The organism is Rhodococcus sp. WAY2 (assembly GCF_009859915.1).
Classification (GTDB): Bacteria; Actinomycetota; Actinomycetes; order Mycobacteriales; family Mycobacteriaceae; genus Rhodococcus_F; species Rhodococcus_F oxybenzonivorans.
Genome location: NZ_CP046572.1, coordinates 1019120 through 1033055 on the forward strand (window position 1 = coordinate 1019120; position 13936 = coordinate 1033055).

15 protein-coding genes are annotated in these 13936 nt (G+C 64.2%); 10 read left to right on the forward strand and 5 right to left on the reverse strand.

Annotated features, from left to right (window positions below; genetic code table 11):
* The first annotated feature begins 66 nt into the window (after positions 1-66).
* The 9 genes from GFS60_RS04815 to GFS60_RS04855 all read left to right on the forward strand — a co-directional run bounded on the left by GFS60_RS04815 (position 67) and on the right by GFS60_RS04855 (position 9006).
* Positions 67-1281, forward strand: a complete 1215-nt coding sequence (locus tag GFS60_RS04815) for a cytochrome P450 (protein ID WP_159919258.1) — start codon at positions 67-69, stop codon at positions 1279-1281.
* A gap of 64 nt (positions 1282-1345) precedes the next feature.
* A complete protein-coding gene (locus GFS60_RS04820) occupies positions 1346-1906 on the forward strand; it encodes a TetR/AcrR family transcriptional regulator (RefSeq protein ID WP_159926877.1) in 561 nt (186 codons plus the stop codon).
* Positions 1907-1912: 6 nt separating this feature from the next.
* Entirely contained in the window at positions 1913-3139 is a 1227-nt protein-coding gene (locus GFS60_RS04825; RefSeq protein ID WP_159919259.1) for a cytochrome P450, read from the forward strand.
* Positions 3132-3914 carry an SDR family oxidoreductase gene (locus tag GFS60_RS04830; RefSeq protein WP_159919260.1) on the forward strand — a complete coding sequence of 261 codons (783 nt, stop codon included), beginning with the start codon at positions 3132-3134 and terminating at the stop codon, positions 3912-3914. The genes GFS60_RS04825 and GFS60_RS04830 overlap by 8 nt, the downstream gene beginning before the upstream one ends.
* The gene (locus tag GFS60_RS04835; protein ID WP_159919262.1) at positions 3914-5266 is read left to right on the forward strand and encodes a cytochrome P450; all 1353 of its coding nucleotides are present in this window, start codon (positions 3914-3916) and stop codon (positions 5264-5266) included. The genes GFS60_RS04830 and GFS60_RS04835 overlap by 1 nt, the downstream gene beginning before the upstream one ends.
* Complete coding sequence (locus GFS60_RS04840) at positions 5266-5484, forward strand: ferredoxin (protein ID WP_159919264.1); 219 nt, start codon at positions 5266-5268, stop codon at positions 5482-5484. The genes GFS60_RS04835 and GFS60_RS04840 overlap by 1 nt, the downstream gene beginning before the upstream one ends.
* A 122-nt stretch (positions 5485-5606) precedes the next feature.
* Complete coding sequence (locus GFS60_RS04845; protein ID WP_159926879.1) at positions 5607-6122, forward strand: nuclear transport factor 2 family protein; 516 nt, start codon at positions 5607-5609, stop codon at positions 6120-6122.
* The gene (locus GFS60_RS04850) at positions 6116-7372 is read left to right on the forward strand and encodes a hypothetical protein (RefSeq protein ID WP_159919266.1); all 1257 of its coding nucleotides are present in this window, start codon (positions 6116-6118) and stop codon (positions 7370-7372) included. Before GFS60_RS04845 ends, GFS60_RS04850 begins: the two co-directional genes overlap by 7 nt.
* A 14-nt stretch (positions 7373-7386) precedes the next feature.
* Positions 7387-9006 (forward strand): acyl-CoA synthetase, encoded by a 1620-nt coding sequence (locus tag GFS60_RS04855; protein WP_159919268.1) that lies wholly within the window; start codon positions 7387-7389, stop codon positions 9004-9006.
* Here GFS60_RS04855 and GFS60_RS04860 read toward each other — a convergent pair.
* The 4 genes from GFS60_RS04860 to GFS60_RS04875 form a co-directional block, all read right to left on the reverse strand.
* Positions 8993-9400 (reverse strand): DNA-binding protein, encoded by a 408-nt coding sequence (locus tag GFS60_RS04860; RefSeq protein WP_159919270.1) that lies wholly within the window; start codon positions 9398-9400, stop codon positions 8993-8995. The two genes, GFS60_RS04855 and GFS60_RS04860, sit on opposite strands and share 14 nt — an antisense overlap.
* A 117-nt stretch (positions 9401-9517) precedes the next feature.
* A complete protein-coding gene (locus tag GFS60_RS04865) occupies positions 9518-10180 on the reverse strand; it encodes a GNAT family N-acetyltransferase (protein WP_159919272.1) in 663 nt (220 codons plus the stop codon).
* Positions 10181-10281: 101 nt separating this feature from the next.
* The gene (locus GFS60_RS04870) at positions 10282-10773 is read right to left on the reverse strand and encodes a nitroreductase family deazaflavin-dependent oxidoreductase (RefSeq protein WP_159919274.1); all 492 of its coding nucleotides are present in this window, start codon (positions 10771-10773) and stop codon (positions 10282-10284) included.
* An 8-nt stretch (positions 10774-10781) separates the two neighbouring features.
* Positions 10782-11945, reverse strand: coding sequence for a steroid 3-ketoacyl-CoA thiolase (locus GFS60_RS04875; RefSeq protein WP_159919276.1), 1164 nt, complete (start codon positions 11943-11945; stop codon positions 10782-10784).
* 160 nt (positions 11946-12105) lie between these two features.
* On the opposite strand from GFS60_RS04875, the gene GFS60_RS04880 reads away from it, so the two are divergent.
* Positions 12106-13362: a cytochrome P450 gene (locus GFS60_RS04880; protein WP_159919278.1), complete on the forward strand. Its 1257-nt coding sequence runs from the start codon at positions 12106-12108 to the stop codon at positions 13360-13362.
* A 149-nt stretch (positions 13363-13511) separates the two neighbouring features.
* On the opposite strand, the gene GFS60_RS04885 is transcribed toward GFS60_RS04880, so the two are convergent.
* The gene (locus GFS60_RS04885; RefSeq protein WP_159919280.1) at positions 13512-13928 is read right to left on the reverse strand and encodes a nuclear transport factor 2 family protein; all 417 of its coding nucleotides are present in this window, start codon (positions 13926-13928) and stop codon (positions 13512-13514) included.
* Between the last annotated feature and the right edge of the window lie 8 nt (positions 13929-13936).

Consider the following 13936-nt stretch of genomic DNA (forward strand, 5'->3'; position numbering starts at 1 on the left):
TCCATAATAAATGAAAGTGTGTAGTTTGATGCACATCACATTCATTTAGTCGATCGAGGAGCAGTGATGACCGCGTCTCGGATTGATCTCAAATCCCCCGACCTCTACGCGGAGGGGGTGCCCTACGCATTCTTCGACCGCCTGCGTAACAGCGAGCCCGTCTACTGGCAGCCCGAGGAGGGTGGCACCGGTTATTGGGCCGTGACGAAACATGCTGATGTAGTTGCCGTCTCGCGGGACAGCGCCACGTTTTCCTCCGCGGTGGGCACTACGCAGATCGACGACTTCGACGAGGAGACCCGGGCGAAGCAAGCGGCCATGCTCGTCAATCTGGATCCACCGGACCACACTCGGTTGCGCCAGTTGGTCAGCCGAGGATTCACGCCGCGCATGGTCAAGTCGCTCGAGGCGCACATCCGGGACATCTGCTCGCAGATAGTCGACGACCTACTCGACGCGGGAGAGGTCGATTTCGTGCGCCGCGCCGCGGCCCCCTTGCCGCTCGAGGTGATCGCGGCTCTCCTCGGCGCGCCCTCGTCGGACGTCGACAGACTCTACGACTGGTCCAACCGGATGATCGGATTCGACGATCCCGAGTACGCCACCACTCAGGCGGACGGCGAGCTCGCGGCGATGGAGATCTTCCTGTATGCCAACGAATTAGCGGCCCAGCGCCGCATCGAACCGCGCGACGACATCGTCACCAAGCTGGTCCAGCCGGACGAGAATGGTGACACCCTCACCGAGATGGAATTCAACATGTTCTTCGTTCTCCTCGTGGTCGCGGGGAACGAGACGACACGCAACGCCACCGCGGGTGGCATGCAAGCTTTCATCGACCATCCCGAGCAGTGGCGCCGGTTGCAGGCCGAACCGGAACTTGCCGCGACCGCGGTCGAGGAGATCCTGCGGTGGGTCACGCCGGTGATGGACTTCCGGCGCACCGCCACCCGTGACGCGATGATCGGCGATCAACCGGTTGTCGCGGGCGACAAGGTGGTCATCTATTACCCGAGCGCCAATCGTGACGAGAACGTGTTCGACGCGCCGTACTGTTTCGACATTGCCCGGACGCCCAACCCGCACGTCGCCTTCGGAGGTAGCGGAATCCACTTCTGCCTCGGCGCGCACCTGGCACGGCTGGAATTGCGGATCCTGTTCGAGACGATGGCCGCCCGCATCGATCGCGTGGAGCCGACCGGTCCCATAACGCGGCTGCGGTCGAATTTCATCAGCGGCATCAAGAAGATGCCCGTGCGTATTCACCCGCGCGAGCAGTAAGTGCAGGGCTTTTCGTTGCCAGACCGACCAAACTGTAGTAGCGTCCAGACACGTGTCCAGTAAGATGAATTTCGAGTCCACCCGCCGCCGTTTGACCGAAAAGCAGGCAGACACTGTCGAGCGTCTGACCAAGGCTGCAGTCGAGGTATTGCGGGCAGAGGGATTCGCCGGTCTCACCGTTCGATCGGTGGCCGGACTCGCCGGCGTCGCCCCGGCAACGGCGTACACCTACTTCTCCTCCAAGGAGCACCTCGTCGCCGAGGTGTTCTGGCGCCGCCTCGCCGCTTCACCCGAGGAGGCGGACGCGGGTCTCGACCGGACCGGACGGGTGGTGGCCGTGCTGCGGCACATCGCACTGTTGGTTGCCGACGAACCCGAGTTGGCCGGCGCCGTCACCAGCGCATTGCTCGGCCGTGACCCCGATGTCGAGCACCTGCGCACGCGGATCGGCATCGAGATCCGGCAGCGACTCGCCGACGCGCTCGGCAGCAACCCGGATCCGGACGTACTCGAGGCGCTGGAGCTCCTGTACGCGGGTGGGTTGGTCCGCGCGGGCATGGGCTACGGGTCGTACACCGAATTCGCAGATCGACTGGAAACTTCCGCCAAGCTGATCCTGGAGTGAATGCACATGACCGCAGCGTCGATCCCCGGAGCGTCACTCGATCCGGTGACGTTCAATCCCTACGATTACGACTTTCACGAGGATCCCTACGTCACCTATCGCCGACTGAGGGAAGAGGCGCCGGTCTACTACAACCCGGAACTCGATTTCTGGGCTCTTTCGCGTCACGAGGACGTCGTTGCGGCGTTTCGGGACAACACGCGGCTGTCGAGTGCCAATGGCGTGTCGCTCGATCCGGCGGCCTACGGACCGAAGGCGTACAAGACGATGTCGTTCCTGGCGCTCGACGATCCGCGGCACATGCGGATGCGCCAGTTGGTCTCCCGGGGATTCACTCCGCGGCGAGTCAATGAATTACACGGGCGCATACAGGAATTGACAACGCAGTACCTCGACCCGGCCCTGGCATCGGGGGAATTCGACTGGATCTCGGAGTTCGCGGGCAGGCTTCCCATGGACGTCATCTCGGAACTGATGGGTGTCCCCGAAACGGACCGTTCCGAATTGCGGCGACTGGCCGACCTGGTGGTGCATCGGGAGGAAGGGGTCCTGGACGTTCCCCAGGCAGCCATGGAGGCGTCGCTGTATCTCGTGGGCTACTACGCGGACATGATCGCCGAGCGGCGCAAGAAGTCCGCGGACGACCTGACCTCGGCCTTGCTCGAGGCCGAGATCGATGGCGACCGGCTCACCGACGACGAGATCATCGCCTTCATGTTCCTCATGGTGGTTGCGGGCAACGAGACCACCACGAAACTGCTCGGCAATGCTCTGTACTGGGGCTCACGGTTTCCGGACGAGGCGCGCAAGGTCCTCGGCGACCCGAGCCGGGTGCCGGAATGGGTGGAGGAGACACTCCGCTACGACACCTCGAGTCAGATGGTGGCGCGCACGGCGGCCGTCGACGTCTCTTTCCGCGACACGACCATTGCCGCGGGTGACAAGGTGCTCATCCTCATCGGTTCCGCGAACCGCGACCCGGCGGTCTTCGAGGATGCCGACGAGTACCGAATCGGCCGGGACACCAGCAACAAACTTGCCAGCTTCGGCGGCGGCACACACTTCTGCCTGGGCGCGCACATGGCCCGCCTCGAAGCGAAGATCGCTCTGACACAACTGGTCGAGAAGGTCGAAGGCTTTGAGGTGGACGAAACCAATTGTGTGCGTGTTCATTCGACCAACGTTCGAGGTTTCGCCTCGCTTCCACTGAAAGTGCAGGTCCGTCATGCCTAGGTTCGAACCCCATCCGCCGCGGCGTCCTGCGATCATCAGCGGTGCCTCTTCGGGGATCGGTACCGCCACTGCCTATGCGCTTGCCGATCTCGGTCATCCCGTGGCACTCGGGGCGCGGCGAGTGGCGGAATGCGAGGCCATCGCCGACAAGATCCGAAGTAGCGGCGGTGAGGCTTTCGCGCACTTCCTCGACGTCACGGACACGGCGTCCGTGAACGACTTCGTGACAGCGGCCGAGAGCACCTTCGGTTCGACGGAGATCGTGCTGTCCGGCGCCGGGGACCTCGAGTTCTCCACAGCCCACGAGATGGATCCGGATCAGTTCCTGAAGCAGGTCGATGTACACCTCGTGGGTGCGCAGCGACTCGCGCATCGGATCCTCCCCGGGATGATCGAACGCAAGCGCGGTGATTTCGTGCTGATCGGATCGGATTGCGCAGACTCACCACGGCCGCGGATGGGCGCCTACAACGCCGCGAAAACTGGCGTCGAGGCGATGGGCAGGCAGATGCGGATGGAACTGGAGGGTACCGGTATCCGTGCGTCGATCGTGCGTCCCGGGCCCACCCAGACCGCCATGGGTATGAACACCACTGAGGAGGTCATCGGACCCGTCCTCGAAGACTGGGCGAGATGGGGTTTCGCCCGCCACTCCTACTTCTTGCGTGCGTCCGCGATCGCTGATGCCGTCGTCGCCACCGTGAGTGCGCCCCGTGGAGCGCATCTGGTGCTGATCGAGGTCCAGCCCGAGGCGCCACTGCGAAAGGATGCCTGATGAATCCGACTCAGCCGCCGAGGGTTTCCGGCGGAGAGCGCGAACACGGCCACCTCGAGGAACTGCGCACCGACCCCATCGCCCTGATGCGGCGGGTGCGCGAGGAGTGCGGCGACGTGGGCGCCTTCCAATTGGTGGACCGCAACGTCATCATGCTGTCCGGGGCGGAAGCAAACGAGTTCTTCTTCCGTTCGAGCGACGAGGACCTGGATCAGCAGGCGGCCTATCCGTTCATGAAGCCGATCTTCGGTGAAGGTGTCGTGTTCGACGCCAGCCCCGAACGACGCAAGGAGATGCTGCACAACCAGGCTCTGCGCGGCGAGCAGATGAAGGGGCACGCCGCCACCATCGCCCACGAGGTCGATCGCATGGTGTCGCGCTGGGACGACGAGGGCGAGATCGACCTCCTCGAGTTCTTCGCGGAGCTCACCATCTATACGTCCTCGGCCTGCCTCATCGGCAAGAAGTTCCGGGACCAACTCGACGGTCGCTTCGCGCAGCTCTACCACGAACTCGAGCAGGGAACGGACGCGATCGCGTTCGTCGACCCCTACGCAGATATCGACAGCTTCCGGCGACGGGACGAGGCCCGGGTGCAGCTGGTCGCCCTCGTCCAGGACATCATGACGGACCGGATCGCCCACCCTCCGCAGGGCAAGGAGGACCGGGACATGCTCGACGTCCTCGTCTCGATCAAGGACGAGAACGGCAACGAGCGGTTCAGTGCCGACGAGATCACGGGCATGTTCATCTCGATGATGTTTGCCGGCCACCACACGACCTCCGGCACAGCGGCGTGGACGCTGATCGAACTGCTTCGCCACCCCGACTACGCGAAGCAAGTTGTGGGCGAGCTCGACGATCTGTACGCCGACGGCTCCGATATCAGCTTCGGGGCGCTGCGGCAGATCCCGAAACTCGAGGCGGTGCTGAAGGAAACATTGCGACTGCATCCGCCGCTGATCATCCTGCTGCGGGTCGCGCAGGGCGACTTCGAGGTAGGCGGATACCAGATCGCGCAGGGCGACCTCGTGGCCGCGACACCAGCGATCTCCAACCGCTTGGCCGAGGATTTCCCGAACCCGGACGCGTTCGACCCCGAGCGCTACATCGATCCGAACCAGGAAGACATCGTCAACCGGTGGACGTGGATCCCGTTCGGTGCGGGCCGGCACCGCTGCGTCGGTGCGGCATTCGCGTTGATGCAGCTCAAAGCCATCTTCTCCATCCTCCTGCAGGACTGGGAATTCGAGATGGCCCAGGCGTCGGAGACGTATCGCAACGACCACAGCAAGATGGTGGTTCAGCTGCAGCAGCCTTGTGCGGTGAGGTACCGGAAGCGCAGCAAGTGATGAAAGTCGAAGCCGACCTCGATCTGTGCCAGGGCCACGCCATGTGTGAGCTCGAGGCACCTGAGGTGTTCACCGTGCCGAAGCACGGGCAGGTCGAGATTGTGGATACCGCCCCGCCCGAGGCGCTGCGCGCGAGTGTGGAGAGCGCCGTGCGCTTCTGTCCCACGCAGGCCTTGCGGATCGTCGAAGACAACGACACTTCTGAAGGAGATTCCTGATGTCACAGTTCGATCGAAGGATCGACCCGGCGGTACAGTTCGATCGAAGGATCGACCCCGCAGTGCAGTTCGATCGAAGGATCGACCCCGCAGTGCAGTTCGATCGCGCCGAGCTCGATGAGATGGTGCAGCGGTGGATAGACGAGAACAAGCGCTGCGAATCGCTCGGTGACTGGAAGCCGCTCGCCGAGATGTACACCGTGGACGCGACGTACGGATGGAACTACGGCCCCAAGGACGACTTCATGGCCGTCGGGCGCGACGAGATTCGAGACCTCGCACTCGGACAGGAGATGGAGGGTTTGGATGGCTGGGAGTACCCCTATCAGAAGGTCGTCATCGATGACCGCAGCGGCGACGTCATCGGGTTCTGGAAACAGGTCTCCGATCGCACCCGAGAGGACGGCACCCACTACCAGGTGTACGGGATCGGTGGCAGCTGGTTCCGCTACGGCGGCAACTTCCAATGGTCCTGGCAGCGTGACTTCTTCGACTTCGGCAACGTCTCCGCCCTGTTCCTCGAGATGATCACGAACAACGCGATGTCCGACGGTATGAACGCGCGGATCGCGCGCTCGACCTCCGGCCGGCTTCCGGGGTGGTATCCGGTGGGCCAGGCCCCGGTTCCGTTGTGGTGAGTGCCGTGCGGGTTCCCACCTCGTTCGCGGACCTGTCCCGTGAAGATCTCGCTGTGCTGGTGCCGGAACTGCTGCTGTGTGGTCATTTGATCGATCGCTCCGGCATGCCGCATCTGATCGGCGCGTTCGGACGTGGAGGGATGACGCAGGTCGCGATCGAGGAGTGGATGGCGGCGAGCCCGATCTACACCAAGCGGATGCAGCGCGCGCTGGCGTTCGAGGGTGACGGCGTCGTGACCATCTTCAAGGGTCTGCAACTGGACATCGGCGCGCCCCCACAGTTCATGGATTTCCGCTACCGCGTGATCGACCATGATCACGGCGAGTTCTGGCTGGACCATTGCGGGGCCCTCATGGACGTCGAACCGATGGGCGACGAGTACGTCACGTCCATGTGCCACGACATCGAGGACCCGACCTTCGACGCGACCGCGCTGGCCACCAACCCGCACGCGCAGGTGCGACCGGTCCACCGTCCGCCCCGGCGCCCGGCGGATCGCACTCCCCACTGCAAGTGGACCGTGACCATCGACGACGCACATACCCCACCGCCGGTGCCCGAGGGCCTGTTGACGCTGGGCAGGTCGAGGGCCGCGGCGGTCGAATTGTCGCCGATCGACACTCGTGGGCCAGGCCGCCACGACTACGCGGATGCGCTTCTGAGCGATCTGCGTTTCTCCGACTTCTCCCATTCGGCGCTCGTCCGGATGGCCGAGGAAGTGTGCCTGCAACAGCACCTGCTCACGCTCGGATTCCTGTTGGCAGTGCGGTCGCGTACCGACGAGGAGTCGGCGACGATCATTGCGCGCAGACAATTCACCGGTATCGCCGGGCTCACCTCCGAGCGAATCCGGAACGCGCTCGGTCTGCCTGGCGACCTCGAGGGACTCGCAGCGGTGCTCGCCGTCCATCCGGCGTTCAATCCTCGCCAGTACGTCGAGGTCACAACCACCCTCGTCGATCGCCTCTTCCTCACCATTCGGCGTGCAGGCGGTTCCGACGCGGACGGTGCCTGGCCCTCGATGATCGACGGCGCACATCTGGAACCGCTCGACGCACTGCTGCGCGGGGTATCGCCGCGCTTCTTCGCACGGGTGATCGAGGAGACGGACACGGCGCTCACCGTGGAAGTCGTCACCGGGGAGGCGCCCGCGAAGGAGGCGTCGGAGGTGGCGCTCACCCGGTTCAGCACGGGCGCCGACTTCGCCTTCACCGACCGCGGCATACCGCTACCCCTCACCGTCGTCTGAAAGAGGACAAGTCCATGGCGTACAACCTTGCAGACCTCTTCGAACACTCCGTCGACGCCATGCCGGACCGGGTTGCGCTGATTGCAGCTGGACGGCGAATCACCTACCGCGAACTCGAGGACCGGGCCAACCGCTTGGCGCACAACCTACTCGAAGCAGGCCTGACCGCCGGCTCCCATATTGGTGTGCACCTGCACAATTCGATCGAGACGGTGGAAACGCTGCTGGCCGCGTTCAAGATCCGGGCCGTTCCCATCAATATCAACTACCGATACACCAGCGACGAACTCGCCTACGTCTACGGCAACGCCGACTTGGAAGCCGTCGTCCATCATCGGATCTACTCGCCGCGGATCGCCGAAGTCCTGCCGTCGCTGCCGAAGATCCGGTACACCGTGGTCGTCGAGGACGACCTCGGCGGCGCCGGGGTGCACAGCGACTCGGTGCCGTACGAGGAAGCGCTGTCCGGCAGCAGCCGAAGGGACTTCGGCGAGCGCAGCAACGACGATGTGTTCACCATGTACACCGGCGGCACCACGGGACGTCCGAAAGGTGTCGTGTGGACGCACGCGTCCATCTGGCGAGTGCTCGCCGGCGGCCTCGACTTCTATACCGGTGAGGCCATCGAAGACGAATACCAGCAGTCCCGGGTGGGGTCCGAGGGCGAGCCGACGTTGTGGTTCGCGTTGCCGCCGCTCATTCACGCCGCGGCGATGATGCCCACCCTCACCGCGCTGTTCAGCGGCAACACCGTGCTTGTGGAGTCGAAATTCGATCCGCACCGGACCTGGGAACTGGTGGAGCGACACCGGGTGCAGATCCTCATCATCACCGGAGATGCGATGGGGCGTCCCCTGATCGAGGCTCGTCAGTCCTTGCGCACCGACACGTCGAGCCTTGCGGTGGTCGCGTCGGGTGCGGCGTTGTTCTCCCCGGTGATCAAGGATGCGTTTCTCGAGGAGTTCCCGAACCTCGTGGTGTCGGATTCCATCGGCGCCTCCGAAACCGGTTTCGGTGGAATCGGGTTCGCGACCAAGGGGCAGAAGCAAGTAGGCGGCCCGCGGGTACCCGCCGGACGGTATGCCATGGTGATCGGTGACGACGATCGCCCCATCGAGCCCGGATCCGGCAAGGATGGCTGGTTCGCCAAGGGCGGCTACGTCCCGCTCGGCTACTACAACGATCCCGAGAAGACGAGGGAGATATTCCGGGAGGTCGACGGCAAGCCCGTCGTGGTCACCGGTGACCGTGCGCGCATCGAGGAGGACGGTTCGATCACCCTCCTCGGGCGCGGCAACATGGTGATCAACACCGGCGGTGAGAAGGTGTTCGCCGAAGAGGTCGAGAGCGCGGTGAAGGCGTACCGAGACGTGTACGACGCCATCGTCGTCGGTGTGCCGGACGAACGCTGGGGGCATCGCGTCTCCGCAGTGGTGCAGCCGCGCGGTGGTGCCGGAATCGACTTCGACGGACTCGAGCAACACGTGCGGCAAAGTCTCGCCGGGTACAAGATTCCGCGGCTCCTGTGGGTGGAAGAGGCTGTGCAGCGAACGCCCAGCGGCAAGCCGGACTACCGCTGGGCGCAGGGCGTCACCAAGCAGCGGGAACCAGACCACCGCGTCATGTCCGGCTGACCAGGCGTTCGTACCGCTGCCGGGCTGCCTGAGTGCTGCCGAGTCCGAGACCGAATGCGATAGCCTGCCAGGTCATCCCGCGCTGACGAGCGACTCCGAGGAACAGGGCCTCGAGTTGGTCCATCTCCGCGCGGGCCTTGGGGATCAGGCTCAGCGCCGCGGTGATGTCGGCGTCGTCGACGTCGGGTTCACCGGGTTCTGGTGGCGTGGTACCGCCTGCAAGTGCGGCGACCACGCGGATGGCGCCGAGAGGTTCCAGCATCTCCGGATGAGATTGGCGGGCACGCTGTTCCGGAGTGGACCCGTGCCGTTCGGCGATGCGGAAAAGACCCGCATACTCGCGGTGCGCGCGATCACGACTGGGGTTGGGTGGGGTGAACGGGTCGGTGGGCATGCACTCGATGCTGCACCCTCGACCAGACGTCTGTCAACGATTTGTTGTAAACAAGATGTTCACGCCGAACGTGGTGGCGCAGCGCGCGGGTGCGCGCCGTGCCACCACGGTGCAGGGTCAGGCCGGTGCGCGAACGACCAGAACCGTGCCGGGGAACTCGGCGGCCAGTTCCTGCCTGCTGTGCTTCACGGCGGCGGTGCCGTACCCCTTCTTGCGGCACTCGGGTGCTACCCAGATGGCTACGTCGACTTCGCGTCCGGTGAGCTCACCGAAGACCAACCCGACGGAGGTGTTCTCGGCGGTGTCCTCGCAGACGAACCACGCTGCGGACTCGTCGTCGATTCGCTTCAAACCCTCCGCGCGTTCCTTCTCGATCCGCTCCTGCGACCACGGAGTGCCGTCTTCCTCCTGTTCGGCGCAGCGGCGGCGGAACAACTCGGCGTCCCCGTCGGTGGGCGTGAACGGGCGCAGACGGAAATTGCGCCCGGTGCTCGCCGGGCGGTCGGACGCCGTCCACTCCAACTTCGCGTCGAGGTCTTCGAGTTCCGACTGGATGCGGAGGCGTTCATCCTTGGTGAGGCGACGGAACGTCAGATTGAGGACGGCTTCCGCGTACGCCTCGGATGTGTCCAGGAGGCCGGCGACGGTGGTGAGCGCCTCGGCATGATCCTTGCTGTCGACGATGGCATCGAGGACTTCGTGTCGCCGTTCGAGCGCGCGCAGAAGTGCTGCCGTGAGCTCCCGACGGTCGTGTATCCGATCTTGAACCTGTGTCGTCATATCTGCTTTCCTCGCCTCGGCCGTCGTACATCTTCCGTACGGGGTCAATACTGCAAGAAGTCTCCGGACATGGCATCCGTTACCCGGCGGTACATACAGTTTTATCGTGGGGTGCAGATGACGACGGGGATCGTTCGCTCGGTCCAGGCCTGGTAGTTGTCGAAATCGGGATACATGTCGACGAGCCGCGGCCACAGCTGCGCGCGTTCCTCGGCGGTGGCCACGCGCGCCGTCATCGGCAGCACGCGGGACTTCACCTGAACGGTGACCGCCGGATCGCTCCGCAGATTCAAGTACCACATCGGGTGCTTCGGCAACCCGCCCTGCGAGGCGACGAGGACGATGTGCTCGCCGTCCTCGAGGAACAGCAGTGGGTTGACCCGGGGTTCGCCGCTCTTGCGGCCGGTGGTGGTGAGCAGGCAGACGGGCAGTCCGCGCGGGAAGGCACTGCCCACCCGCCACGTGCTGCCCAGCCGCCCGCCCGTCCGCTGATACAGGACGACATTGATCTTCGACATCCATTTGATGATGGAGACCGTCCACTTGGAGTCGAGGCCACGCGGTCGGGCGGGGGCGCGGGCAGGTGTGTTCACGGCTGATCCTAGATTCGCTCGATGATGGTGCCGGTGGCCAGCGCGCCGCCCGCGCACATCGTGATCAGTGCCGTCGACCCGTCGGTGCGCTCGAGTTCGTGCAGCGCGGTGGTGATGAGTCGGGAACCCGTGCTGCCCACGGGATGCCCGAGCGCGAGAGCGCCACCGTTGACGTTCACCTTGTCCATGTCGGGTCCGTGGACGGACGCCCACGACAGAAGCACGGAGGCGAATGCTTCGTTCACCTCGAACAAGTCGAGGTCGCCGATTTTCATTCCGCTGCGTTCGAGCACGCGTGCGGTGGCCTGGACCGGACCGTCGAGGTGGAACTCGGGTTCCGACCCGACAAGGGCCTGGGCGACGATACGGGCGCGTGATGTCAGTCCGAGCGCGCGCGCCCGGGACTCGTCCATCAACATCACCGCGGCCGCGCCGTCGGAAATTTGTGAGGACGTGCCGGCCGTGTGGATGCCGCCCTCGAGGACGGGCTTCAGCGTGGCCAGCGACTCCGCGGTCGTGTCCCGCAGGCCCTGGTCCCGGCTGACCACTCGGCTTTCGCCGGTGGCGTTGCCTTCCTTGTCGACGACGGGCGCCGTCATCGTCAGGACCTCGCGATCGAACCGGCCTTCGTCCCACGCCTGCTTGGCCCGTGCCTGCGAACGGACACCGAGTGCCTCGACGTCTGCGCGCGTGATCCCGCGGCGACGGGCGATGCGCTCGGCTGCTTCGAACTGATTGGGCATGTCGATGTCCCAGTCGGCGGGTCGGCGAGGTCCGGCGTTCTCGCCTACGTTCGCGCCGAGCGGGACCTGGCTCATCGCTTCTATCCCGCAGGCAATTCCGACGTCGATGGTGTCGGTCGCGATGAGTCCGGCAATCAGGTGATTGGCCTGCTGCGCCGATCCGCACTGGCAGTCGATCGTCGTTGCGCCGACCTGCCAGGGCAGCCCGGCATGCAGCCACGCCGTGCGGGTGATGTTGTTGGACTGCGCACCGGCCTGGGTGACGCAACCACCGATCACCTGCTCCACCAATTCCGGGTCGATGCCGGAGCGGTCGAGGATGCCCCGCTGGACGGCCCCGAGGATCTCGGCGGCATGCAAACCCGACAACCACCCACCACGTTTTCCGATGGGTGTACGCACTGCCTCGACGATTACTGGTGTGCCCACGGCGGGCTCCTTTCCTTGTTCTCAGAAAATAGAACAGGTTCTCCTATGGTGGCAAGGACCGGACCGGCTTTCCTTTGCTAGTCGCCTGGCTTGTGTTTCAATGTTAGTAGAACGTGTTCCACATCACGAAGTGGTGTATGGCCTAGGGCAGGAGACAGCAGTGGCGCAGCCCAATCTTCCAGAGGGTTTCGACTTCACCGACCCGGACATCTACGCAGAGCGCATCCCCTACCAGGAGTTCGCCGAGCTGCGTAAGACTGCGCCGATCTGGTGGAACCCGCAGCCGCCGGAGATCGGTGGCTTCCACGACGACGGCTACTGGGTGGTCAGCAAACTCGACGACGTCAAGGAGGTCTCGCGGCGCAGTGACGTGTTCTCCACGCACGAGAACACCGCGATCGTCCGCTTCGCCGACGACATCCCTCGCGAGAACATCGATATGCAGCGGTTCATCCTCATCAACAAGGACGCCCCCGAGCACACCAAGCTCCGCAAGCTGGTTGCCCGAGGATTCACGCCTCGCGCGATCAACAGCCTCCGCGACGAACTCACCGAGCGCGCCGAGAAGATCGTCAAGGAAGCCGCAGAAGCGGGAGCCGGTGACTTCGTCACTCAGATCGCCTGTGAACTTCCCCTGCAGGCCATTGCCGAGCTTCTCGGCGTGCCGCAGGAAGATCGGCTCAAGGTATTCGACTGGTCGAACCAGATGACCGGATACGACGATCCCGAACTGGACATCGATCCCCAGGCAGCGTCGATGGAAATCCTCGGCTACGCCTATCAGATGGCCGACGAGCGCAAGAAGTGCCCGGCCAATGACATCGTCACGACGCTGATCGAAGCGGACATCGACGGAAACGAACTCTCGCCCGAGGAATTCGGGTTCTTCGTCATTCTCCTGGCGGTGGCAGGCAACGAGACCACCCGCAACGCCATCACGCACGGCATGATCGCTTTCCTCGACCATCCCGATCAGTGGGAACTCTACAAGAAGGAACGCCCGAAGACGGCAGCCGACGAGATCGTTCGCTGGGCCACCCCGGTCAATTCCTTCCAGCGCACCGCGCTCGAAGACACCGAGCTGGGCGGCGTGCAGATCAAGAAAGGGCAGCGAGTCGTGATGCTCTACGGCTCAGCGAATTTCGACGAGGACGCCTTCGACCATCCCGAGAAGTTCGACATCCTGCGGGAGAACAATCCGCACGTCGGTTTCGGCGGAACGGGCGCACACTTCTGCCTGGGCGCGAACCTCGCCCGGCTCGAAATCGACCTGATCTTCAATGCCATCGCAGACCACTTGCCCGACATCAGTAGGCTTGGAGATCCGCGGCGACTGCGCTCGGGTTGGCTCAACGGAATCAAGGAGTTCCCAGTGGACTACAAGACGACGTCTGGCGGCTGCCCGGTCAAGCACTGACCCCCACGAATTCAGCGGCGTCGGAGGGCACCCTCATCCTCTCCGACGCCGCTGTTCTATGTCCTGCTGTTTCTTAATTCGAATCGACGCACGACGAAGGCCCCGGTCCGTAGGTGAACCGGGGCCTTACGCGCGGGAAGTTCGCGGCTTCAGAGTGTGCGCACAGTCTTCATCGCCCGCTCGACCTCCCAGAAGGCGCGGAGAGATGCGATCTTGCCTTCCTCGTTCACCCGGTAGATGATCACGCCCTCGGCGTCGATCTGTGCTCCTCCGACGACTGACCGTATCGTCCCGATGGTCACATTCTCGTTGCCGCACACGAGCGAGTCGGTGATGAGGAATTCGAGCGACTCGGTGGTCGCGATCGTCATGTCGTAGAACCGTGAGATCGCCTCGAGTCCACGATGCCCCTTGCCTTCGGGGTCGAAATGCGAGGGACCGACAGGGTCTTCCACACAGGCGTCGTCGGCGAACAAGGCGAGCCACTCGTCCTTGCGTCTCCCGCTGGCGGCCTCTCGTGACGCCTGCCCCGCAAGGCGTGCCGGGTGGTCGGTGGTGGTGGACATGTGCACCC